Genomic DNA, 24,313 nt, shown 5'->3' with positions numbered 1-24,313 from the left:
AAATTTACTGTATCTGTAAGTTGGGGTTTCTTCCCAACTCCCTCAGGTGTTTGAAATGCGAAATTATAGCTTTTCTAGTAGTTTTATATTCATTATAAGGCAAATTGAACTCTTTTGCAGTTTGTTTAACAATTTTCGAAATATTTGTGTAATGTATATGACTGATATTCGGAAAAATATGGTGCTCAACCTGATGGTTAAGTCCGCCGGTAAACCAGTTCACGATACGGTTTTTGGTTCCAAAATTAACCGTAGTGAACAATTGATGAATGGCCCAAGTGTTTTTCATAGTGCCATTTTCATCGGGCAATGGGGTTTCCGCTTCATCAACGACATGTGCCAATTGGAAAACCACACTCAATATTACACCGGCCACGTAATGCATAACAAAAAATCCAATCAGGATTTTCCACCAAGCAATATCCAAAATAAGCATGGGTAATACGATCCAAATGGTTACATAAATGGTCTTGGTAATGACCAAGGTACTCCAGTTGATCACCGGATTCGGGAACTTTCCAAAAGAAAGTTTACGTTTCATATATCGGTACATTTGCTGAAAGTCGGTGGTAATGGCCCAGTTGAAGGTCAATAGACCGTAAAGGAAAATGGAATAGTAGTGTTGAAATTTGTGGTATTTATGCCATTCCGCATGTTTGGAAAATCGTAAGATGCGTCCTGCTTCAAGATCTTCATCATGTTCGTGAATGTTGGTGTAGGTATGGTGTAGAACATTATGTTGAACCTGCCAGTTATAGACATTTCCGGCAAGGATGTATATACTACCTCCCATAATTTTATTGATCCATTTTTTTGAAGAATACGATCCATGATTTCCATCGTGCATAACATTCATTCCTACTCCGGCCATTCCGGTTCCCATAACAACGGTCAATAGTAAGTTGGCCCAATTGGGAAGCCCTAATGTCAATATTAAAAAATAAGGTGTAAGGAACATAGCGAACATGACCAATGTTTTTAGATGTAATCGCCAGTCGCCGGTTTTTTTCTTATGGTTTTCCTTGAAATATTCGTTTACTCTCTTGTTTAAAGTTTTGAAAAATTGGGTGGAATCTTTTCTTGAGAATCGCACTGTTTTTGTATCCATTTGTTGTAAGCTTTTCGTAAATATAAGGCAATGATAATAGATTAATTATAATCTTTTGGTTAATTAGGAATTCTTTAAGTACTATTTTTGCCAAATACAAAGATAAGCATGAAAGCTGAGATAGTATTTAAATATTTTCCCAATTTATCTGATAATCAGCAACATCAGTTTGTGCAATTGGAAGAATTGTATAAAGATTGGAACCTAAAGATCAATGTGGTATCCCGGAAGGATATCGAAGAATTATACTTGCGGCATGTACTGCATTCATTGGGTATTGCTAAAGTTCAAACGTTTAAACCAGGTAGTGAAATATTGGATGTTGGCACCGGTGGGGGGTTCCCGGGAATACCTTTGGCCATTCTTTTTCCAGAATCAAAATTTACACTGGTAGATTCGATTGGAAAGAAGATCAAAGTCGTTGAAGAGGTCGTTGAGGGTCTCCAATTGCAGAACGTAACGCCTATTAACAGTAGGGTTGAGGAATTGAACGCCCAATTCGATTTTATTGTGAGTAGGGCCGTTGCCGCTATGCCGACCTTTGTTCATTGGGTAAAAGGACGCATAAAGAAAGAATCCGTACACGAAAGGCGTAACGGTATCCTTTATTTAAAAGGTGGTGATTTATCAGAGGAGCTGAAAGACTACAGAAATGCAGAGATATTTGAATTGTCCGATTATTTTACCGAAGAATTCTATGATACGAAGAAGGTGGTATACTTACCTATGAAGTTTAAAGGCTGATTTTTTAAATCGATAACATGGAGTTGAAAGAATAACGGCAATTTTCCGCATATTTTTTCATGTATCGTTGTACTCTACTTAAATAAGAGAACATGTTTTCTGTAGAGGTTGCTGTATTGTTATTATCTCTCTTCATAATTCCATTTTTAAGTTAGATCGCATTGAAAATGCTATTAATTTACAATTACTTAACGTTAAATTTACATACAAATTGTCCTAGTTCCAAATAAATGTTATAAAAACATTTTTAATTAACTGATATACTGATGATTATAAAATGTGTTTTGGTGATTTAAGGTATTGTAGCCTTTTTTTAAATTTTTCGGTTTCTTCCCTTCGAAAGATGGGAAATGGGAATAAAAAAAATCCCTTACTGATTTTATTGGTAAGGGATTTTTTGTTGATATAATTATTGGGTGTTATCCCAAAAATGGATATCTATAGTCTTCTGGGGTCACAAAGGTTTCTTTGATCAGTCTAGGTGAGACCCATCGAAGTAGGTTTTGGGCAGAACCTGCTTTATCGTTGGTACCTGATGCGCGGGCACCTCCAAAAGGTTGCTGGCCAACAACTGCCCCTGTCGGTTTGTCGTTTATGTAAAAGTTTCCGGCGCAATTTTGCAGGGCTTTCGTTGCTTCTTCAATAGCGTAACGGTCTTTTGATAGAACGGCACCTGTTAAGGCATACTCAGAGGTGTTATCAATTAACTCCAATGTTTCTGACCAATCATTATCGTCATAGACGTACACGGTTACGACAGGGCCGAACAATTCGGTTTCCATGGTTGTGTAATGTGGGTCAGTAGTCAGTATTACCGTAGGTTCTATAAAGTAACCTTTTGATTTGTCATAATTGCCCCCAACGACGATTTCCGCTTCTTTGTCCTTTTTGGCTTGGTCAATATATTTTGCCAACTTATTGAACGAGCCTTCATGTATTACCGCGGTAATAAAATTGGTCATATCTTCAGGAGAACCGGGTTTGTTGAAAGTATTCACATCTTTTTTCACCAATTCCAAAATTTCCTTCGATGTTGATTTTGGAAGATATACCCTAGAGGCCGCACTACATTTTTGGCCTTGGAATTCAAATGCTCCTCGTGTAATTGCCGTTGCAACTTGTTGGGGTTTTGCTGTTGGATGGGCGAGGATAAAGTCCTTACCACCTGTTTCACCTACGATTCTTGGGTAGGTTTTATAAGTATGGATATTGTTTCCGATCTGTTTCCATAATTCTTTGAAAACAAAAGTTGAACCCGTAAAATGAAGTCCGGAGAAATCAGGACTGTCGATTATTGTTTTTGATATCATGACAGGGTCGCCACATACCATATTAATGACACCGTCAGGTACACCGGCTTCCTTGAATACATCCATCACAACTTTAGCCGAAAAAATTTGACTATCACTAGGTTTCCAAACGACAACGTTACCCATCATGGCGGCACTTGCCGGTAAATTACCCGCAATAGCCGTAAAATTGAATGGTGTTATGGCATAAACGAATCCCTCTAAAGGTCGATATTCAACACGGTTCCAAATACCTTCGGCAGAATCTGGCTGTTCCTCATAGATTTGGGACATATATTCCACATTGAACCTAAGAAAATCAATAAGCTCGCAAGCTGCGTCGATTTCAGCTTGGTGTATAGTTTTTGATTGGGCGATCATAGTGGCGGCGTTGATCTTTGCCCTGTAAGGCCCGGCAATCAATTCTGCGGCTTTTAAGAATATTGCCGCTCTTTGCTCCCAAGTAAGGTCGGCCCATGCTTTGCGTGAAGCCAACGCATTTTTTATGGCCTTTTCAACATGTTGTTTTTCTGCCAAATGATATTGGCCAACAATATGCTTGTGGTCATGTGGTGGGGAGATAGTTCTGGTCTTCCCTGTTTTGATTTCTAAGTCGCCTATGTAAAATGGAATATCCTCGTTTCCGTTATAATATGTTTTATACTGTTCCAGTACTTCTTTTCTTTCCGGACTTCCGGGAGAATAACTTTTGATCGGCTCATTAATGGCCGTTGGAACCTGAAAAAAACCTTTACCCATAGTTGTATTTTTTAAATTGAAAACTGCCCAAAGGTACTTATTTGGGAATGGATAAAAAACTAAATATTCTGTAAAAAGAGAATCAATTCAAGGCAAAAGGTGCGCTGAATTTAAAAGTGGGTATGTAAACCCTGAACTCTTCGGAAGATTCTAGGTTCATCATGTTGTAGTGTCCTTTCATGGCTCCGATGGTCGAGGCCAATAAACATCCTGAATTGTATGTGTGCGACTCTCCTGGTTTTATTACTGGTTTTTCGCCGATGACTCCTTCGCCATCCAATATTTCGATCTCATTCAAGGAATCGTAGATTTGCCAATGGCGGGAATTCAATTGAACAAGGTCCTTGCTTTGGTTTTCAATGGTAATGGTATACCCAAAAGCGAAATGCATTTTGTAATTTTTGAAGAACGTACCTTCAAAACTTGTGTTCACTGATATTTTTATGCCTTTCGTTACTTGTGTTATCGTCCTCATTCTAATATGTTATTAAGCTCCCAGTGAACAGTAGAATTACTGAAATGCCAGCTAAAATAAAAAAAATAGTGTTCAAAAAAAGATATTTAACTATTGTTTTAAGAGTTCCTTGTTCGTAGAATCTTTTCATTGCCATAAAGAGATAGACGGAAAAAATGGTAATAAAGATCCCGTTGCTGTCCACCTTAAATACAGAGTCTACCAAGAAACTAATAATGAGCAAGATAAATAACAAAGACTGATTATGAAAGCTAAAGATGAGATGATCGGTATAAGTATATTTTTTTCTGATGTAAACCAGCCAAATGAAGATGGCAAATAGAGGTAAAAAGAAAAAAGTTGCGAAAGGCAGTTTTGAAATCAGCTCGTTCAAAAAGCTTCCTGGTTGCTTGGAAAACTTGCTTACGCTCTTGGCCGTATTGAAAACGATCTTGTTTTCATTGGTGTCCTCAATATCGTATTCATCCAATAACTTGCTGTACGATTTTACCTCTTTTTGATTGATAAGGAGGCTGATGACTTTGTACTTTCCGGAAAAACGATTCCCAAAAGTACTGTCCTGGTAGGTGTTGAAACTACTCGTTGGGTGGCTCAGAATAATAGAGTCCCTTTTCTTTATCCGTTCGGAGATCTTAAGGATATTGTCCGCTATTTTCAAAGAATCCATTACTTGTGACAACTCGTTTTGTTGTTCATTGTCCCCAAAATTTAAATTAAGGGTTCCGTTGTCACCAATGAACGAAGAGGCTTTTTCGTCAATGGCATAGTCGTCCAACTGCGAAAAATCGCTATTAAAACTTATGGCCAAAAAATAGATGATGGCCAAACTCAATAAAAACCGGAACGGATTGGTATAGGATACCCTTTTGCCGTTAACATAATCCTTGGTTATTCTTCCTGGTCTGCATAAAAGGGCAGAGAGGGTTTTTAGGAGTTTAGAGTCGTATGAAATGACACTTGCGAAAAATTCATCGAAAAAATCACGAAGGGTCAACTTCTTAACACTGTTCGCTTGCGAGCAGTTAGGACAGAACTTGTCACTAAGTTCAAGTGGGTGCCCGCAATTTTTACAGGTGGTTCCCCTGTATTTCAGTTCGTCTCTTTTTTTTGTAAAAGAAATCAGTTTATTGCCCATATTCAACACTCAAGTTGATAAATATACATCAATTGCTGATATTTTGGGAATTGGTAGATCCCACTCCTATGATGCTATCAAAGATATCCCCGAAGTTACGGTAGTAAACCAAGATGAGGTAGGTGTTTTCCGTAACATGAAAATTACCCGAAATAGGATTCAGGTCAACGGTTTCATCATCCCGTTCAACAACATATTTGTAGTTGTAGAATCCTTGTTTCAATTTTAAAATGCCCTCCATCATACCATTGTCCTCGTTATAGGCCATTTTATTTTCAGGGGTCAAGGCATAATTATTGAATTTACCGTAGATATACACATTGTCCAATCCAACGACAGGGTTATAGGGTACGCTGAAATGAACCTCGGTATATTCGGCCTCTCGTGATGAATCATCCCCTTGTAGGGCACGAACAACGAAATCGCCATTAATGTCGGGGTAATATGTGTAAGGTTTGTCTGCCCTGAACGTATCGGGAAAAAGGTAATGCTGGTATAGATCGCCGATTTCAATATGTGATATTTCCGAACTTGATACCCTGAGGTCCTTTGTGTCGAAATTCAAATATTCGTTCCCTCCAAAAAAAGCGGTTTCCTGATCGTATTTATAAACAAGTTCAGTGCCCATGGTAAATTGTGGGGCTATGTTGAACAATGCCGTTGGCCAATGGTAGTTTTGAAGGATGGCCACCTTGACTTCATTTTTAGGGTTGACCAATTTAAAACTACCTGGATTTAAATTAAACTGAACTACCTGTTTTTCATTGAGGAAAGTAAAATCCCTTGAACGTTTTATGACCCCACTTACAGTAACAAGGTCTTTGTAGACTACGAACTTTCTTGAGAACTGCAGGTCGTTGCCACTATTGTATACTTCTAGGATAAAATTGCCGCTGACCTTTACCCCCACATTTTCATTGGGTATGGTCAATTTGTAATTGGAATACGGTTGTAATGTTGTGTAGCTGTTTTCATAGTCCAGGATACGTTGGTTGTCAATGCCTTTTAGATATTGGGATTTTAATAGCCTGGAAGGTTTCCAGTCATAATCACAATGAATTATTTTATAGTAATAATCCTGTTCATTGGCCAATAAGTCGTCAAATTCCAAAAAAATGGATTCGCCGATTTGAACAACAGGGAACTGGTCATCGTTTTCCCCTTTGAAAATGATCGATTTTATGTTCTCGGGAGGATTGACTTCCTCCATGGTTTGGCCAAACATAAATGGGGTAATTAGCAGTAGTATGGATCGTTTAAGAAAAAGCTGCATTAGTCAATGTATTTTATGGTAAAGGTAAACAAAAACCATACCTAGCAAATTTACATCGATGAATTGCCCAAATTTATAGGAGATAATTATGATTACTTTCCATTAAATGCTATTTTTGCCCGAAATTTTGTTAACCTAAGGTCTACAATTTATGTCTAAAGACATCAGAATACGAAAGGGCTTAAACATTAACTTGGTCGGTGCTGCCGAACAAACTACAGCCAAGGCGGTTTTAAGCAACGTTTATGCCATACACCTGGAAGATTTTCACGGAATAACACCCAAAATGCTGGTAAAACAAGGTGCTGAGGTTAAAGCTGGCGAACCTTTGTTCTACAATAAAGCGAATGAGGTGATGTTGTTCGTATCCCCGGTAAGTGGTGAGTTAGTTGAGATTGAACGTGGGGCAAGGCGAAAAATACTTTCTCTTAAGATACTTGCCGATAAAACACAGGCAATCGTTGAACATGGAACTTTTGATGCCGGGAAGGCAAGCTCAGCCGAGGTTAAGGCGCATTTGTTAAAAACAGGATGTTGGCCGTTTATTAAGCAAAGACCTTACGATATCATAGCGAATCCTGATGCGAACCCAAAGTCGATTTTCATTTCAGGTTATACTACGGCCCCTTTGGCTGCTGATAGTGACTATGTTTTAAAAGGTAAGGAAAAAGAGCTGCAGGCTGCCATTACTGCATTGGGTAAATTAACCCCGGGAAAAGTGCATGTTTCGGTTGGGGCAAGTTCAAATTCGCCATTGGCAGGATTGAACGGTATAGAATTACATAAAGTTTCAGGTCCGCACCCTGCAGGGTTGGTGGGTACCCAGATAAATAAATTGGACCCTATCAACAAGGGTGAAGTTGTTTGGACGGTTTCTCCACAGGATCTGGTTATGATCGGGGAGCTGCTTTTGACCGGAAAGTTCAATGCGGAGCGTATCGTTGCGCTTGGTGGCTCGTCTGTAAAGTCCCCAAAATACTACACGACGAAAATAGGGGCGGAGATCTCTACTTTCTTATATAGTAGTGGAGTGAACAATGATAATTTTAGGGTAATCAACGGCGATGTATTGACAGGTGCCAAAAGTAAACCGGACGGGCATTTAGGATATTACAACAACACCGTAACCGCCATTCCCGAAGGAGACGATTATGAGATGTTCGGATGGGCGCTACCTGTTTTCAATAAGGTGTCCACTACAAGGGCATTGACATTCTCATGGTTAAACCCTAAAAAGAAATATGATCTAAATACCAATACCAATGGTGAGCATCGGGCATTTGTCGTAACGGGGCAATATGAGGAAGTTTTCCCATTGGATATTTTTCCTATGCAATTGCTTAAGGCGTGCATGATCAAAGATCTTGATGAAATGGAACAACTGGGGCTTTACGAAGTGGCTCCGGAAGATTTTGCTTTAACTGAATTTATTTGCATTTCCAAGCAGCCCCATCAGAAAATCATTCGTGAGGGATTGGATTTATTATATAAAGAAATAGGCTAAGAGATGAGTGATAAAAGACTGACCTTTAAAAAAAGACTGCACATACTAAAGCATCATTACAGGGATAAGAAGATGGCACCTGCGTTCAACGCGATCCATACGTTCTTGTTCTCTCCGGATGATACGACACATTCAGGTGCACACGTGCGTGGTGCGGATGATTTGAAGCGAACTATGAATATGGTGATCATGGCATTGATTCCAGTTTTGCTTTTTTCAATGTTCAATGCTGGGTATCAATATTATGCGGCAATTGACGCCGCCAATAATGTGCCACGAGAATTATCGGTTTGGGGCAATTTCCTGACCTGGGATAATTTTTGGATAGGAATCATCAAGGTTCTACCATTGGTAGTTGTTTCTTACGGGGTAGGTTTATTGGTCGAATTTATTTTTGCGGTCATCAAGGGCCATGAAGTTGAAGAAGGGTATTTGGTTACCGGGATGCTGGTTCCTTTGATCGTTCCTATTGATACACCGTTATGGATGTTGGCTGTTGCCGTTATATTCGGTGTGGTTATAGGGAAAGAAGTTTTTGGAGGTACCGGAATGAATATTTTAAATCCGGCATTGACTATACGTGCCTTCTTGTTTTTCGCATATCCCACATGGATGAGTGGAGACAAGGTCTGGGTATACCAGGCGGTTGAAAGAACCGGGACTGCGGATGCTATTTCCGGTGAAACGGTATTAGGTGCTTTGGCCCAAAACAATCTTGCTGAACTTAATTATTCCATATCCGATATGTTCTTTGGTTTTATACCGGGTTCAGTTGGGGAAACATCCACATTCTTGATTCTTTTAGGAGGGTTGTTCTTGATATTTAGTAAAATAGCAAGTTGGCGTATAATGTTGAGTGCCGTTATAGGTTCTTTGGTTATGGGTTACATTTTTAACCTTGTAGTTGATTTTGGAATCATTTCCGAAGCCAGTAATTTCTACGGTTTAATGAGTTTTGAATATTGGAAACATTTATTGGTAGGTGGCCTGGCCTTTGGTATTGTCTATATGGCTACCGACCCGGTAACGGGTTCCCAAACCAATAAAGGAAAATGGATCTATGGTTTCTTGATCGGTTTTATGTCAGTTATGATACGGGTTTTCAATCCGGCATACCCAGAAGGGGTGTTCTTGGCCATTTTATTGATGAACGTATTTGCTCCGACCATTGATCACTATGTGGTTAAAGCCAATATCAACAAACGTTTAAAACGATTTAAGAACGCTACCATTTTACCAAAGGATTCGGATGGAAAAGCGGAAGAACTAAAAGCAGAAACAGTTTAGTCATGGCAATTAATACAGAAAAGAACAGTTACACGGTAATTTTTGCAGCCATAATGGTTGTTATCGTCGGTACGATTTTGGCCTATTTATCCTCTTCCTTGAGTGGAAAGATCGATGAGAATAAACGATTGGAAAAACAACAGAACATTCTTTATGCCATGGGGGTCAATGAGAATGTCGGCGAAGGTAGTGTTAGCTTTGTACCTACGGAAAAGGTTGCCGGTGAGTTTTCAAAATATATCAAAGAACAATTGATTATAGAAGGGGACAAGATAACCAAAGATGATCAGGCTTATTTGATAGACCTTAAAAAACAAGCTACCGCTGCCAAAGAAGGTAAAACAAGGAAATTACCTTTGTTCATTGGGGATAAAGACGGAAAGACTTTCTATATCATACCAATGCGTGGAAAAGGACTTTGGGACGCTATTTGGGGATTCGTGGCTTTAGATGACCAAATGGTGGTACAAGGGGTTTATTTTGATCATGCAGGTGAAACACCTGGTCTTGGAGCCAATATTAAGCAACGTTATTTCATGGATGATTTTGCTGGGGAAACCATTTTAAATGGTACTAAATATGCGGGCATTGCCGTGGCAAAGGGTAATAATGATCCTTTGAACGAAATCAAGGACGATAATGAAGTCGATGCACTTGCCGGAGCTACGATCACAGGTAATGGAGTATCTGCAATGATCAGCGAAAGTGTAAATCTTTATAAGGACTATTTAGAAACGATTAGAGTTAAATAATATGGCACTACTTTCAAAAAAAGATGCGAATTTAATAAAGGACCCGTTAGCGGATAATAACCCTATTACCATTCAGGTATTGGGTATCTGTTCTGCCTTGGCAATTACGGCTGAGTTAAAGGCTTCGGTTGTAATGGCCATTTCAGTTCTCTTTGTATTGGGCATTGGTAACGTGGTTATATCCTTAATGCGAAATATCATTCCATCAAAAATAAGGATCATTGTACAGCTTATCGTAGTTGCCACTTTGGTGATTATCGTAGATCAGGTTTTAAAGGCTTTTGCTTATGAATTAAGTAAGACGCTTTCGGTATTTGTCGGGTTGATCATTACCAACTGTATCATTATGGGACGTTTCGAGGCTTTTGCACTTGGTAATGGACCATGGAGGTCTTTTCTAGATGGTATAGGAAATGCCCTTGGTTATGGTATTATTTTGGTAATCGTAGGTTTCTTTAGGGAACTTTTAGGTTCAGGTACTTTATTTGGTTTTCCTGTATTGGGTAACCCGATCAACAAAACCGGACTATATGCCTTTGGTTATGAAAACAACGGATTCATGATTATTCCTCCAGCGGCATTGATCGTTGTAGGTATTATTATCTGGGTACAACGTTCTAGGAATAAAGCGTTAATAGAAGACAACTAATAAGTTTAAAAAAATAATATCATGTTAGAGCATATAGAATTATTTTTTAGATCCATATTCATCGATAATATGGTGTTTGCAGTATTCTTGGGAATGTGTTCCTATTTGGCTGTATCAAAGAAAGTAGCAACTGCTGTAGGTTTGGGAGCTGCCGTTATTTTTGTATTGGCCGTTACTGTGCCTATGAACTGGTTATTGGATCAGTATTTACTACGTGACGGGGCCTTGGCCTGGTTGGGACCTGAATATGCGGATTATAACCTAAGCTTTTTATCCTTTATCCTTTTTATCGCTACTATAGCGACCATGGTACAATTGGTAGAAATCGTAGTTGAGAAATTCTCACCTTCATTATATAACTCATTGGGTATCTTTTTGCCATTGATTGCCGTTAACTGTGCAATTTTAGGTGGTTCATTGTTTATGCAGTCTAGGGAGATCGCTACATTGGGATTGGCCTTTAATTATGGTGTTAGTTCTGGTATAGGGTGGTTCTTGGCCATCTTGGCCATTGCTGCAATACGTGAAAAGATCAGGTATTCAAATGTTCCTGCCCCACTGAGGGGATTGGGGATAACCTTTATTATTACCGGTTTAATGGGTATCGGTTTCCAGAGTTTTGGTGGTATGTTGACCGGTGGTAGCGAAGAAGAGGCCGCTGTTGAGGAAACAACGACTGCTGCTAAAACCGAAGAAGTAGGGAAAAAAGAAAATAAAAAGGAGATCGATGAAAAAGAGATCTCATATAATGACGCTATAAACAAGTAAAAATGATTTTAGCTACAAGTACAGGCGGAACAATTCTTATTACGGTAATCTCGTTCCTTATTCTATTATTGGCTTTGGTCGCAATCCTATTGTTTGCCAAGCAAAAACTTTCACCTTCAGGACCGGTAACCATTACCATTAATGGGGAGAAAAAAATTGAAGTTGGATCCGGTGGATCTTTACTTTCAACACTTGGTAATCAAAAAATATTCCTTCCTTCAGCATGTGGTGGGGGTGGTACCTGTATACAATGTGAGTGCCATGTCCTGTCCGGTGGTGGGGAAGCCTTGCCAACGGAAACACCTCATTTCTCGAAAAGGGAATTGAATGAAGGTGCGCGATTGGCCTGTCAGGTAAAAGTTAAGCAGGATATGGAAATTACCATTCCTGAAGAGGTTTTCGGTATTAAGAAGTGGGAAGGTACCGTGGTACGTAATTATAACGTTGCTTCTTTTATCAAGGAATTCGTTGTCGAGATTCCTGAAGATATGAATTATAAAGCCGGAGGTTATATCCAGATAGAGATTCCACAATGTGAGATCAAATATTCGGATATTGATATTACGGCACACCCAGAGGAACATGAGACTCCGGATAAATTCCAGGCAGAATGGGACAAATTCAACCTATGGCCATTAGTGATGAAAAATCCAGAGACCGTAGAAAGGGCCTATTCAATGGCTTCTTACCCAGCGGAAGGTCGTGAGATCATGCTGAACGTAAGGATCGCCACACCACCATGGGATCGTTCAGCCAATGGTTGGATGAATGTGAATCCTGGTATTGCTTCTTCCTATATTTTCTCAAGAAAACCTGGTGATAAGGTTATTATATCAGGACCTTACGGTGAGTTCTTTATCAATGAATCCGATGCCGAAATGTTATATGTAGGTGGTGGAGCAGGTATGGCACCGATGCGTTCACATTTATATCACCTTTTCAAAACCCTTAAAACCGACCGTAAAGTTACCTATTGGTATGGTGGTCGTTCCAAAAGGGAATTGTTCTACCTAGAGCATTTTTATGAGTTGGAAAGGGAATTCCCTAATTTCAAATTCTATTTGGCACTTTCCGAACCTATGGAAGAGGATAATTGGAAAGTAAAAGCTGATATTGATGCACCTGGGGATGGTTTTGTAGGGTTTATCCATAATTGTGTTATAGATAATTACTTAAGCAAGCACGAGTCTCCAGAGGATATAGAATTATATTTCTGTGGTCCTCCGTTGATGAACAAGGCTGTTCAGAAAATGGGTGAGGATTTCGGTATCCCAGATGAGAATATCCGATTTGATGATTTTGGAGGATAATGTCCATAATCTTTAAATCTAAAAAATAAAAACCCGAACCTGACAGTTTTCAAAAGCTGTCAGGTTTTTTTAATTTAACCGGTATATTCATGAAAGCTCTTACTGCACAAGAATTACATAATCTGGCGATGAACATCGTGGGGCGGCAGCTCGAAGCTGAGGGTTATGAATTTATGGGCGTCAACAGTAAACCTAAAAAGAACCCCCAATTTGTATGTTTAAAAAATAAGGAATTGCATTTTGTCGTGGTACGCAATGTGGTTTTTCCCGAAGACCCAAAAATTTATGACTTGGGCTTAATGCAGAATATGAAAGACCATGCCGAAAAGCATAAAGCAAAGGTCTATTATGCAGGTGTAGGTTTGTATAACGCGTCAGACCGTAGTTTACCTGTATACTTAAATGAGGAATATTTAGTTGAATATGATGGACTTATTGAAATTTAGTAGTTTGGGAGCGCAAAGAACAGCAATGTTTTTCCAGTTAAGGAAATCTGTTATTTTTTCAAGCGCGATTATTTTTGTTTTGGGCTTCATTTCTTGTAGTCAATCTCTAGGTAAATTTGTAAAGAATTCCAATGCTGGTGGTGCTTTGGGTACATCTTACAGTATTATTTATATCGCTGACAGGCCATTGGATTATCAAAAAGAGATTGATTCGGTTTTCGCAGTAGTTAACCAATCATTATCCACCTATATCCCAACTTCTGATATTTCAAGAATAAATAAAGGGGAAACCGGTGTAACTGTCGATGAAATGTTTCGTGAGGTATTTGATCTATCCAAAGAAATAAACGCCCACACCGAGGGTTACTTTGATCCAACGGTGGGTATCATGGTCAATGCTTGGGGATTTGGTCCAGGGAAGAAAGTGGAGATGGATAGTGTAACGGTAGATAGTTTGATGCAATTCGTTGGATTGGATAAAGTGAGTATAACTCCTGAAAACCGTATAGAAAAACAATATCCCAATACCTATTTGGATTTTAATGCCATCGCAAAAGGATATGCCATAGATCGTTTGGCCAGAATGATGGACGAAAAAGGGGTCAAGGACTATCTATTGGAAGTCGGAGGGGAATTAGTCGGAAAAGGGATTAACCGAATAAAGCAAAAACCTTGGGTTGTTGGTATTGATGATCCACAGGCCGAAACGGGTAGAAGGCTAAAGATTTTAATTCAGTTAGAGGATAAGGCCTTGGCTTCTTCCGGGAATTATCGCAAGTTTAGGATAGATTCCGTAACGGGAAAAAAATACGTGCATACCATAGATCCAAAAACGGGTTATACCAAAAATGCAAGTACTTTGGGAGTTACCGTTTTGGCCAACTCATGTGCTACGGCAGATGCCTATGCTACCGCATTTATGGCAATGCCGTTAGATAAGGTCAAAGAAATATTGGCCGCTGAGAAGGCGTTGGAGGCTTATATAATTTATTTGGACGAAGAAGGGAACACCCAAGAATTCATGACCCAAGGTTTTCAGAAATTGGTCGTAAACTAAGACTTTCGTACCAAGGGAATAATTTCCGTGCTGGCCAATCTATATGTGTCTATTTCTTCAGGCGTCAGGTTTTTGTTGAAATCTACTTCTTCGACCTCGAAGCCTATATCGCGGAGTTTGTCAAAATAATCCCTCCCATAAATTCGTACATGGTCATATTGTCCAAATATCTTGGCTCGTTCTTTTCGGTCGGTAATACTGTTGTCTTCAAAAGTCTTTTCCCTGTTCAGATCCTGGGGTATTTGAAAAATCCCCCATCCTCCAGGTTTCATTACACGGTATAATTCTTGCATGGCTTTGACATCCTCAGGTATATGTTCCAAAACATGGTTACAGAGAATCACGTCATAGGAATCATCATCAAAGGGGAGGTTACATATATCGGCTTTAACATCGGCCAATGGGGAGTTTAAATCCGTGGTGGTATAGTCAATGTTGCCAAGGTTCCTGAATCTTTTGTAGAAAGCCTGCTCAGGTGCAAAATGCAAAACCTTTAAGTTCGACGTAAAAAAATCAGTTTCCTTCTGAAGGAACAACCATAATAATCGGTGTCTTTCCAGTGATAGGGTAGAAGGGGACAGCACATTTTCCCTGGGGTTTTCATATCCGTAGGGTAAAAAAGCCCTGAATTGTTTTCCATCAATCGGGTCGGTATATCTTTTTCCACTAAGCCATAAGGCCACTAAAGGTCTTACCCAATAACTTAACTTTATAAGCAAAGGTCTCGGAATGGCGTTTAGGAAAAATTTGAATATTTTTTTCATAAGATCACTTCCGGAAGAACCTATACTGATTTTCTACAGGAACGATTGAACAGATAGATTTAACCTACAATTGAATTTCCTTTTGCCTAAATTCATCCTCTTCATCACTCACTATACCTAAAGCATCATAAATATATTTGAAAGTAGAAAGTAATTCCGGTTTTCCATTAACAAGGGCAACATCATGCTCAAAGTGGGCACTTGGTTTTCCGTCTGCCGTAAGAATGGTCCATCCATCCTTAAGCTGTTTAATTCTTTTGGTACCCATATTGGTCATAGGCTCAATGGCAACAACCATACCTTCAACGAATTTTTTGCCTCGGCCTCTTCTGCCATAATTTGGCATTTCAGGGTCTTCATGCATTTTTTGACCTAAACCATGACCTACGAGCTCACGTACCACGCCATAACCATGGGCTTCGGTGAATTTTTGAATGGCATAACCTACATCTCCGACACGGTTACCAATTTTAAATTCTTTAATTCCTATGTATAAAGATTGTTTGGTTACCTCGAGTAACTTCTTGACTTCAGGAGTAACTTCCCCTACTTCAAAAGTATAGGCGTGGTCTCCGTAATAATTGTTTTTCAAGGCACCGCAATCAATGGAAATTATATCGCCTTCAACTAATGGGGTATCGTTAGGTATACCATGTACCACTTGGGCATTTGGACTCATACATAGAGAATTAGGAAAATCATATAGTCCTAAAAAACCGGGGACAGCCCCATGGTCTCTAATAAAATCCTCTGCTAATTTATCTAAATACAATGTTGTTACTCCGGGCTTAACCTCTGATGCAAGCATACCAAGAGTTTTTGAAACGATCAATGCGCTTTCTCGCATTAACTCTATTTCTTCGGGTGTTTTGACTATAATCATAAGTTGCAAAGGTAAATATTTACTTTGAAGCTTGGAAGCCAAATGATGCCAATCTAAAAGGTTTGTGAAAAGTGTTAATGTAGGCTTTTAAAGTACTCAAAGGCCAATGATAGACGGGAACCGTACCAGGAAAAATATTCGCCATCCACAAAGATTCCCTTTCCTTCTATGCCGGTATTTTCAATATCATTGATATGTTGCTCTTTAAAAGGAAACGGTTCAGAAGAAAGCAAGGCCAGATCTACTTTGGTTTTTTTTAGATAATCGTTGTCAATAAAGGGGTATCGAGGGTTTTCTGGGCTCATGTTGATAAAGCCATTCAATTGTAATAAATAGTCTATGAATGTACCTTTTCCGGCAAGCATCCATGGCTTTTGCCAAATAAAATAAAGTACTCGTTTTTTGGGTTTATGAAGAATGAAGGCTTCAAAACTTTTTTGTTTTCGTTCGATCCCTGAAACCATAATGGCCGATTTATCTGGGCAATTGAACAAGATTCCGTATTGTCTTATTAGTTGTAAAGCGTTCTTTATATTGTTTACGTCAGAGACATGAACTGCGTACTTTTTTTCAAGGGTCTCAACAATTTCTTTTGTGTTTTCTTCTTTGTTACAGAGGATAATATTGGGGTTTAATTTGGCAATTTTATCAAATGATACTTTTTTGGTTCCCCCAACAATGGTTTTCGTTTTTTTTAAGTAGCCCGGATGAACACAAAATCGGGTGATTCCGACCAAGTATTCTTCCAAACCTAAATCTACAAGTGTTTCAGTTTCGGATGGTACTAATGATATAATACGAAAAGGCCAACTAGGTAAAACCGTAGTTCTTCCAAGTTGGTCTTTTATTGTATTATGCATTTAACCGTATTGATTTATACCAACGACTCTCTTGTCATGGCTTCTGGCTGTGCAACACCCATCATTTTTAAAATGGTCGGTGCAACATCACCTAAAACACCATTTTTTATTTCTTTTAAATCGTTATCGATTAAAATTACCGGAACAGGATTCGTGGTATGTGCCGTATTAGGTGAGCCATCGGGATTGATCATGGTCTCACAGTTACCGTGATCCGCAATCAAAATGGTCGAATATCCATTATCCAAACCTGTTTCGATTACATCTTTGGCGCATACATCTACAGCTTCGCATGCCTTGATAGCGGCTTCCATAATACCTGTGTGGCCAACCATATCACCATTCGCAAAATTAAGACATACAAAATCAGCTTCTTGCTTCTTTAATTCTTCCACTAGAGCATCCCTAAGCTCATAAGCACTCATTTCAGGCTTTAAGTCGTAAGTGGCTACTTTGGGCGAATTTCTTAGAATTCTGCTTTCACCTTCAAAAGGCTCTTCCCTTCCTCCAGAGAAAAAGAAAGTTACATGAGGGTATTTTTCCGTTTCTGCTATTCTAATTTGTTTTTTGCCGGCTTTGGATAATACTTCACCAATAGTTTCAGTGATATTGTCTTTGTTGAAAATCACTTTGATACCTTTAAAACTTTCATCATAGTTGGTCATGGTAACATAATATAATTTTCGTTTGGTCGTATTGTACTCAGGAAAATCGTTCTGACACAACATATTGGTCAATTCCCTTCCACGATCCGTTCTGAAATTGAAAAAGATTATAACATCATCTTCTTCAACGATACCATTTTTATCGGCAACCAATGGTTTTATAAACTCGTCCGTTACCCCATTGGCATAGTTAGATTCTAAACTTGCGACCACGTTATCGGTTGGGTCACCGATACCATTGGCAATTACATCATAGGCCAGTTTAACCCTTTCCCACCTATTATCACGATCCATAGCATAATAACGACCTGTCAATGTGGCAATTTTACCTGTGGTTTTTGCCATATGATCCTCTAAGTCGGCAACAAATGAAGCTCCGGATTTAGGGTCTACATCCCTGCCATCCGTAAAGGCATGTACGTATACCTTATCAAGGTTATTGTCCTTGGCCGCACTTAACAAACCTTTTAAATGGTTTATATGTGAATGAACACCGCCATTGCTCAATAATCCTAGGAAATGTACTTTTTTATTGTTCGTTTTTGCATAGTTAAATGCATCAACCAAGACTTTTTCGTCCTTTAACGTGTTGTTTTCAATCGCAAGATTAATCCTGGTCAGTTCTTGATAAACGATTCTTCCGGCACCTAAATTCATATGCCCAACTTCACTGTTACCCATTTGGCCCTCCGGTAGACCTACATTTAACCCATCTGTACGTAATGCCGCATTCGGGTACTTTGTATATAAACTGTCTATAAAAGGAGTGTTTGCATTGTCAATAGCCGAAACTTTAGGGTCAGGGGATGTGCCCCAACCATCTAAAATCATTAAGATTACTTTTTTATTCATTGTATTAAATTTCTTTATGCAAAAATACGGTGTTACGGTAAGTTTAACTAGTTATTTAAGGGGCTTTTTTTTAACGTACAAGCATGCTGATATCGTTTCGGAAATAGTTGTAATTTGTTAAAATTTAGTTATTTAACAGTTAATGCTGAAACATTTTAAAGGCATTGGAGTCTATATTTATACTAAGTTAATAGTATTCATCAATCATTATCGGATCCTGTCCGGTACAAAAAACAATCATCATGAGAAAAACAATCGTAATCGCGACCGCAGCTTGTATGCTCACGGTCACTGCTGCAATGGCAAATCATCAAAACCAAAATGCGGATTTTAACGTGAACCCCACTTCTTTCAGAACGGTAGAACTTAATACGTTATGTAAGGCAATAGTGAAGGGGGATGTTGATCTGGTTAAAAAGTTGATTGCCATGGGGGAAGACGTAAATCGGAAATCCCTTGGAAAAACCCCTGCCATTTTCGCTGCACGTTATAACCGCGTGGAGATCTTAAAGATTTTGATAGAAAATGGGGCTGACCTTCGTATTAAATCGAATAAGGGCCATTCTATTACTGAAATTGCCGAGTTAGCCAATGCAAAAGAGGCTTTACAGGTAATCAATGCGGAAATGCAGAGCTGATTCAAGATTGAGAACAAAAAAAAGCACCCCACCGAAAGTGGGGTGCTTTTTTTTAATGTATTCACTTCAAATAGTGTTCAAGTAAAAGAGTGAATCTTAAAAGATCAAAAATCGTAACCCGTAGCTACCCTATAGATAAAAGCATAAAACGCCAATGACAGCATAAAAACGCAGAAAATGGAGTATGCTTTTAATAGTAGTACAACAAAATTCGGGCGGCAATTCTCGAATGCTTCCGTGTAAATGTCCTTAAAATGTAATAGTGTTCCCATATAGTTTTGTTTAAGTGATCGTAAATCAAAGCTATAAGGGGTTAAATCTGAGGCAATAAAAAGAATTGGGTATAGCCCAAAGATACTAAAATATTGTCTAAATCAAATTGAATTGTGTTAATTCTGAAAAAGACTATCCACCATATTTAGCTATGGCTTCCTTGATTTTTTCTATACGGTTTTCCGGATCGGGGTGTGTACTTTGGAATTCGGGTACTCGATTGGGGCCTGCGGCCGCTTTTAAAATTTTCATTACCTCTATCATTTCCATAGGGTCGTATCCTGCATTTATCATGAACCAAACGCCAAGGTCATCACTTTCCAATTCATCACCACGACCATTTTTTAAAAGGGTGTTCTGACCAATGCTACCTACGATACCCCCGGCATCTGCACCAACAGTTGCTCCCATGGTCACGGTTTGCCAAAAATTGCTGTCCGCGATACGTTCGGCAGAATGTCTACCGATAACATGACCGATCTCATGTCCTAGGACACCGGCCAATTGTGCTTCGTTAAGTTGGGAGAATAGGGCATAGGTGATGAAGATCTGACCACCAGGCAATGCAAAAGCGTTTATGGTCTGCTCATCGGCCAATAAATGAAAATCGTATTCATACGGGGTTTCACGGGCAATACTATTGTCAACTAACTTTTTACCTACAAAATCGATCAAGGATTGAAGGCGTTCATCTGGGTATAGCCCCCCGTGTTGTGCAGCCATTTCAGGAGCACTTTGTACGCCGATGGCAATCTCTTGTTCAGAACTCATATTAATGTTCTGTACCCTTCCTGTGTATGGGTTCTCTTCTTTGTTGCTGCATCTTTGAATAAAGGCAAATGCAACAATGGCCAAGCCAATAAAGATTCTAATTTTCCAACTGCCTCTTCTCATGGTTAGTTTTGTTCAGTGTTGGCCCAATATATAAAAAACCTATAAAAGTGCGGTATTTATATCTAAAATATTATTACGTAAGTAATTTTTGATGAAGCCGGATGTAAAATGCTCACTGCCATAAAAATTCTCTTCACGTAGTAATTGCACTAAATTCAATCTTCGGAAGGCCGTAAGCATCGGAATCGAGATAGGTGCATAGCTATAATGCCATGGTTCATATTTAAAACCCCGTCGTTTGGGTTCATTGGTATAAACGATATGGAAATCGAATTCTTTTGAATTTTCATCCATCCACTTCTTAAAATCCTCAAAAGGCCCGCCCGCTTCGAATTTTTCCGGTACCAGTACGTCGCCATTGGTTTTTCGGTACCCATCGATTATATCAATATCTGTACCCCAATGATGCCTGCTGGTTCCGGGAATGGTGGAATACTCTATTATTTTATCAATGGCATCGAGAGGGGGCATGCCGTTGTCTTCGGTGTACCTAATGAATTTTCGTTCCCAAATCAGTTCCTGTCGTTCAAAATTTCTAAAACTGGAAACGATCTTTAAATCAATACCATCACTATAAGCGGCTTTTTTCATGGCCAAAAAGGCATCGTGGGCTTCCTTTCTAAGGTTAATACCTTCCCCGTATAATTGTATGTCTTCTTTCCCCATTAACTCCAAAACCGAATACTCGAATTCACGGTCTTTGGCAACCATAAGGGAGGGGGCCAATGTCAAGGCCAATCCTGAAATGCTACTTTTTTTTATGAATGATCTTCTTTTCATACTGTATTAATTATACCAAAATGACTTATAAGCGTTTATGTGCAAATATGTTGCCATATTTTTAAAGCCAAAATATTCATACTTGTTGAACTTCTATTAAATAACGGCTTCAATCGTTTTTTAATGCCCAAAACAATAAAATTAAACAAATATTATGAGTACTTGGTTTATCCTAAGGGGGCAAAGGCAGGATAGATGGCGCACATGTTCGAATGTCTCTACTGCTTTACGGAAAGATACAGGTATCCTTGATGACGCTGTTTAAGGTCGTGCATGGTTATGATATAGAAATATATACCAGTGGATAATCCCATATCGCGGGAAATAACGGATTCCCTGTTCGAAGTACCATCGAACTCATTTTGGTAGTTTTCCTTGGAATAGACCAGAACCCCATATCTATTGAATATCTGTAAGGAATTATTGGGGGAAACCTCGATACCGTCAAGGACCAGATAATCGTTTTTACCATCGCCGTTCGGGGTCATGTAATAATTGTCAAGTTCTATAGTGTCGAATTGCTCAACCTTATCGGCATTACCGCCAAGGGTCAATATTTCATAGTCATTGGGAATAAACGGTAGTGAGGTGATGGAACCTCCTGCCAATCCACCTTCAACATTGGTATTTCCTAAATTCACCCATTCGTCCTGTTCTTTATGCCAGCCCACTACCTTAAGATCCCCAAGATATTCTGCCAGGGCTCCAATGTTGCTCAGTTCGTCCCAGGTTAGGGTAACTGTGGTCAGGGCCTCACCTTCTAAATGCCAGTATTCCTTTTCACTGACCGACATGTATTCGGAAGCGATTTTTTGGGTCTCGAAACTTTTGCCGAACACCGAAGGGGAGTTAGGGTCTTCATAAAAATAAGCGCATTTGACCAAGGGGTCGATCTCATCCGAGCTTATGCCCAAGGGCCTAAGTCTATTATCATCACCTACAGGGAAAGTAAAATTGTCCTTGTTCGTGAAGGCGGCATAGCCATCTATTAGGGATACGTCATTTTCGCCAACATAAAAGGCATTCTCCATGAAATTGGTAAAAATGTTCGTATCTATTCTTGGTGTAATCACATCACCTACAATAAGGTTCACATTATTGGTCACATCGATCTGGGTGTCCAAATAGAGTCCATTGTCTACGGCGATTTCCGCATCATAAAATACCGGGATATTGGAACCTGAAACCACGATGGATTTATCAAAACCATAAAACCCTACCAATCCTGAATTTTTGTCGAACTCACCATCATTGATCAAGTCCATATGAAAACCGACCATAGTTGAACCATGTATTTGCATAGCACCATAGTTATGCACGGCATCTTGGGCATTCGAAAAAGCTGTATAGCCTAGTAAGATGGTCAGTAGTATTTTTTTGAACATCCTAATATAATTTTTTTATAGTAATTGAACTGCCATTTGCTATAATATCGACGTCATTCCAATTATAATTAAATGAATTTGTTCTTTTTGCCAAGATTTGTAATTGATCTCCGGAGGTTATAGTTAAATAAAGCTTTCTAGAGGCTGAAACTTTTTTAAGATATCCCCCGTCATATATCTCACTTGCAGTAACGTCAGTACCATTAATTTGAAGTTTTGCATCAAAATAGGTATAATAGTCAGTTTCTGCAGATACAGTATATTCTACTTCATAAACACCATCTTCACTAATGGTCAATTTGTAGTTTGAAGTGTTTAAACTATAAACATCGGTACTACTGTTGATTCGGGTCGTATTGATTCTTACCGCTGAATAATAGGTAGATAAATTATAGGAGGCAGTATTATAGCAATCTATAATTTTTGTCTGTAAAAGTGCTCCCCCATCTGGGCCTACGCTAATTGCATTGTTTGCAGCTGAGGAAACTACATTTGCTGTTTGTGAAGTGGTCTCTTCATTAGTATATGTGATTATACCAGAAGAGGTGTCTTGCACGAGGTTAGTGATGATATCCAATCCAGGATCACCTTGGTCACCTTTTTCACCTTTGTCACCGACTTCTCCTTTATCACCAACTTCACCTTTGTCTCCGGTTTCGCCTTTATCTCCGACTTCGCCTTTATCACCAACTTCTCCTTTGTCACCAACAAGACCTTTATCTCCAGTTTCTCCTTTGTCACCAACATCTCCTTTGTCTCCTTTGTCACCGACTAGACCTTTATCTCCGGTTTCTCCCTTATCTCCGACTTCACCTTTATCGCCAACTTCACCTTTGTCACCAACGAGACCTTTATCTCCGGTTTCACCTTTATCGCCAACTTCTCCTTTATCTCCAGTTTCTCCTTTGTCACCAACATCTCCTTTGTCTCCTTTGTCTCCGACTAGACCTTTATCTCCGGTTTCACCTTTGTCTCCTTTGTCACCAACTAAACCTTTATCTCCAGTTTCACCTTTGTCGCCGGTTTCTCCTTTGTCACCGATTTCGCCTTTGTCTCCTTTGTCGCCGGTTTCTCCCTTATCTCCGACTTCGCCTTTGTCTCCTTTATCTCCGACTTCACCTTTATCGCCAACTTCACCTTTGTCACCAACGAGACCTTTATCTCCGGTTTCACCTTTGTCGCCGGTTTCTCCTTTATCACCAACATCTCCTTTGTCTCCTTTGTCACCAACTAAACCTTTATCTCCGGTTTCACCTTTATCGCCAACTTCTCCTTTATCTCCAGTTTCTCCTTTGTCACCAACATCTCCTTTGTCTCCTTTGTCTCCGACTAGACCTTTATCTCCGGTTTCACCTTTGTCGCCGGTTTCTCCTTTATCGCCGGTTTCACCTTTGTCACCGGTTTCTCCCTTATCTCCAACTAAACCTTTATCTCCGGTTTCTCCCTTATCACCGGTTTCACCTTTGTCACCGACTTCTCCTTTGTTACCGGTTTCTCCTTTATCACCAACATCTCCTTTGTCTCCTTTGTCACCAACTAAACCTTTATCGCCGGTTTCACCTTTGTCACCGACTTCCCCCTTATCTCCGACTTCGCCTTTGTCTCCTTTATCTCCAGTTTCTCCTTTATCACCAACATCTCCTTTGTCTCCTTTATCTCCGACTAGACCTTTATCTCCGGTTTCTCCCTTATCTCCGGTTTCACCTTTATCGCCAACTTCTCCTTTATCTCCAGTTTCACCTTTGTCACCAACTTCTCCTTTG

The 24,313-nt window shown here is 39.4% G+C and carries 25 protein-coding genes; 10 read left to right on the top strand and 15 right to left on the bottom strand.

Going from position 1 to position 24,313, the window contains the following annotated elements:
* Positions 1-4: 4 nt before the first annotated feature.
* Positions 5-1,108 carry a fatty acid desaturase family protein gene (locus GJ691_RS16430; RefSeq protein ID WP_154368877.1) on the bottom strand — a complete coding sequence of 368 codons (1,104 nt, stop codon included), beginning with the start codon at positions 1,106-1,108 and terminating at the stop codon, positions 5-7.
* Between the two features lie 108 nt (positions 1,109-1,216).
* Here GJ691_RS16430 and rsmG point away from each other — a divergent pair, with 108 nt between their 5' ends.
* Positions 1,217-1,852, top strand: a complete 636-nt coding sequence (gene rsmG, locus GJ691_RS16425) for a 16S rRNA (guanine(527)-N(7))-methyltransferase RsmG (RefSeq protein ID WP_154368875.1) — start codon at positions 1,217-1,219, stop codon at positions 1,850-1,852.
* Positions 1,853-1,856: 4 nt separating this feature from the next.
* Here rsmG and GJ691_RS19850 read toward each other — a convergent pair whose 3' ends face one another.
* From GJ691_RS19850 to GJ691_RS16405, 5 genes are all read right to left on the bottom strand, one after another.
* A complete protein-coding gene (locus GJ691_RS19850) occupies positions 1,857-1,988 on the bottom strand; it encodes a hypothetical protein (protein WP_281351271.1) in 132 nt (43 codons plus the stop codon).
* A gap of 283 nt (positions 1,989-2,271) precedes the next feature.
* Complete coding sequence (gene pruA, locus GJ691_RS16420) at positions 2,272-3,900, bottom strand: L-glutamate gamma-semialdehyde dehydrogenase (RefSeq protein WP_154368873.1); 1,629 nt, start codon at positions 3,898-3,900, stop codon at positions 2,272-2,274.
* Between the two features lie 82 nt (positions 3,901-3,982).
* Positions 3,983-4,375 (bottom strand): Co2+/Mg2+ efflux protein ApaG, encoded by a 393-nt coding sequence (apaG, locus tag GJ691_RS16415; protein WP_154368871.1) that lies wholly within the window; start codon positions 4,373-4,375, stop codon positions 3,983-3,985.
* 1 nt (position 4,376) lies between these two features.
* Entirely contained in the window at positions 4,377-5,510 is a 1,134-nt protein-coding gene (locus GJ691_RS16410) for a DUF3667 domain-containing protein (protein WP_154368869.1), read from the bottom strand.
* A 28-nt stretch (positions 5,511-5,538) separates the two neighbouring features.
* The gene (locus tag GJ691_RS16405) at positions 5,539-6,783 is read right to left on the bottom strand and encodes a type IX secretion system plug protein (RefSeq protein WP_154368867.1); all 1,245 of its coding nucleotides are present in this window, start codon (positions 6,781-6,783) and stop codon (positions 5,539-5,541) included.
* Positions 6,784-6,934: 151 nt separating this feature from the next.
* Here GJ691_RS16405 and GJ691_RS16400 point away from each other — a divergent pair, with 151 nt between their 5' ends.
* The 8 genes from GJ691_RS16400 to GJ691_RS16365 all read left to right on the top strand — a co-directional run bounded on the left by GJ691_RS16400 (position 6,935) and on the right by GJ691_RS16365 (position 14,556).
* Entirely contained in the window at positions 6,935-8,287 is a 1,353-nt protein-coding gene (locus GJ691_RS16400) for a Na(+)-translocating NADH-quinone reductase subunit A (RefSeq protein ID WP_154368865.1), read from the top strand.
* 3 nt (positions 8,288-8,290) lie between these two features.
* Positions 8,291-9,574, top strand: coding sequence for an NADH:ubiquinone reductase (Na(+)-transporting) subunit B (locus GJ691_RS16395; RefSeq protein ID WP_154368863.1), 1,284 nt, complete (start codon positions 8,291-8,293; stop codon positions 9,572-9,574).
* Positions 9,575-9,576: 2 nt separating this feature from the next.
* Complete coding sequence (locus GJ691_RS16390; RefSeq protein WP_154368861.1) at positions 9,577-10,326, top strand: Na(+)-translocating NADH-quinone reductase subunit C; 750 nt, start codon at positions 9,577-9,579, stop codon at positions 10,324-10,326.
* 1 nt (position 10,327) lies between these two features.
* A complete protein-coding gene (locus GJ691_RS16385; protein ID WP_154368859.1) occupies positions 10,328-10,975 on the top strand; it encodes an NADH:ubiquinone reductase (Na(+)-transporting) subunit D in 648 nt (215 codons plus the stop codon).
* Positions 10,976-10,996: 21 nt separating this feature from the next.
* Positions 10,997-11,743: an NADH:ubiquinone reductase (Na(+)-transporting) subunit E gene (nqrE, locus tag GJ691_RS16380; RefSeq protein ID WP_154368857.1), complete on the top strand. Its 747-nt coding sequence runs from the start codon at positions 10,997-10,999 to the stop codon at positions 11,741-11,743.
* A 2-nt stretch (positions 11,744-11,745) separates the two neighbouring features.
* Positions 11,746-13,053: an NADH:ubiquinone reductase (Na(+)-transporting) subunit F gene (nqrF, locus tag GJ691_RS16375; RefSeq protein WP_154368855.1), complete on the top strand. Its 1,308-nt coding sequence runs from the start codon at positions 11,746-11,748 to the stop codon at positions 13,051-13,053.
* Positions 13,054-13,142: 89 nt separating this feature from the next.
* Positions 13,143-13,499 carry a Na(+)-translocating NADH-quinone reductase subunit F gene (locus GJ691_RS16370; protein WP_154368853.1) on the top strand — a complete coding sequence of 119 codons (357 nt, stop codon included), beginning with the start codon at positions 13,143-13,145 and terminating at the stop codon, positions 13,497-13,499.
* The gene (locus GJ691_RS16365; RefSeq protein ID WP_246200211.1) at positions 13,477-14,556 is read left to right on the top strand and encodes an FAD:protein FMN transferase; all 1,080 of its coding nucleotides are present in this window, start codon (positions 13,477-13,479) and stop codon (positions 14,554-14,556) included. Before GJ691_RS16370 ends, GJ691_RS16365 begins: the two co-directional genes overlap by 23 nt.
* Here the strand turns inward: GJ691_RS16365 and GJ691_RS16360 are convergent.
* From GJ691_RS16360 to gpmI, 4 genes are all read right to left on the bottom strand, one after another.
* Positions 14,553-15,320: a class I SAM-dependent methyltransferase gene (locus tag GJ691_RS16360; RefSeq protein ID WP_154368851.1), complete on the bottom strand. Its 768-nt coding sequence runs from the start codon at positions 15,318-15,320 to the stop codon at positions 14,553-14,555. The genes GJ691_RS16365 and GJ691_RS16360 overlap by 4 nt on opposite strands.
* 64 nt (positions 15,321-15,384) lie before the next feature.
* Complete coding sequence (map, locus tag GJ691_RS16355; RefSeq protein WP_154368849.1) at positions 15,385-16,203, bottom strand: type I methionyl aminopeptidase; 819 nt, start codon at positions 16,201-16,203, stop codon at positions 15,385-15,387.
* A gap of 74 nt (positions 16,204-16,277) precedes the next feature.
* Positions 16,278-17,063, bottom strand: coding sequence for an ABC transporter substrate-binding protein (locus GJ691_RS16350; protein WP_154368847.1), 786 nt, complete (start codon positions 17,061-17,063; stop codon positions 16,278-16,280).
* Positions 17,064-17,077: 14 nt separating this feature from the next.
* On the bottom strand, positions 17,078-18,580 hold the full coding sequence (gene gpmI / locus GJ691_RS16345; RefSeq protein ID WP_154368845.1) for a 2,3-bisphosphoglycerate-independent phosphoglycerate mutase: 1,503 nt from the start codon (positions 18,578-18,580) through the stop codon (positions 17,078-17,080).
* A 242-nt stretch (positions 18,581-18,822) separates the two neighbouring features.
* On the opposite strand from gpmI, the gene GJ691_RS16340 reads away from it, so the two are divergent.
* Positions 18,823-19,218, top strand: a complete 396-nt coding sequence (locus GJ691_RS16340; protein ID WP_154368843.1) for an ankyrin repeat domain-containing protein — start codon at positions 18,823-18,825, stop codon at positions 19,216-19,218.
* Positions 19,219-19,322: 104 nt separating this feature from the next.
* Here the strand turns inward: GJ691_RS16340 and GJ691_RS19600 are convergent, their stop codons facing one another.
* The 5 genes from GJ691_RS19600 to GJ691_RS16320 all read right to left on the bottom strand — a co-directional run.
* Positions 19,323-19,490 carry a DUF6747 family protein gene (locus GJ691_RS19600; RefSeq protein ID WP_179955156.1) on the bottom strand — a complete coding sequence of 56 codons (168 nt, stop codon included), beginning with the start codon at positions 19,488-19,490 and terminating at the stop codon, positions 19,323-19,325.
* Between the two features lie 133 nt (positions 19,491-19,623).
* Positions 19,624-20,385: a M48 family metalloprotease gene (locus GJ691_RS16335; protein ID WP_154368841.1), complete on the bottom strand. Its 762-nt coding sequence runs from the start codon at positions 20,383-20,385 to the stop codon at positions 19,624-19,626.
* A gap of 39 nt (positions 20,386-20,424) precedes the next feature.
* Positions 20,425-21,165, bottom strand: coding sequence for a M15 family metallopeptidase (locus tag GJ691_RS16330; protein ID WP_154368838.1), 741 nt, complete (start codon positions 21,163-21,165; stop codon positions 20,425-20,427).
* Positions 21,166-21,383: 218 nt separating this feature from the next.
* Entirely contained in the window at positions 21,384-22,550 is a 1,167-nt protein-coding gene (locus GJ691_RS16325; RefSeq protein ID WP_154368836.1) for a T9SS type B sorting domain-containing protein, read from the bottom strand.
* Between the two features lies 1 nt (position 22,551).
* Positions 22,552-24,313 (bottom strand): hypothetical protein (locus GJ691_RS16320; protein ID WP_425481748.1); only part of this gene is annotated, 1,762 nt, incomplete at its 5' end.

It is taken from the genome of Maribacter luteus, assembly GCF_009674825.1.
Classification (GTDB): domain Bacteria; phylum Bacteroidota; class Bacteroidia; order Flavobacteriales; family Flavobacteriaceae; genus Maribacter_A; species Maribacter_A luteus.
This window is presented reverse-complemented; position numbering and strand designations above follow the sequence as displayed.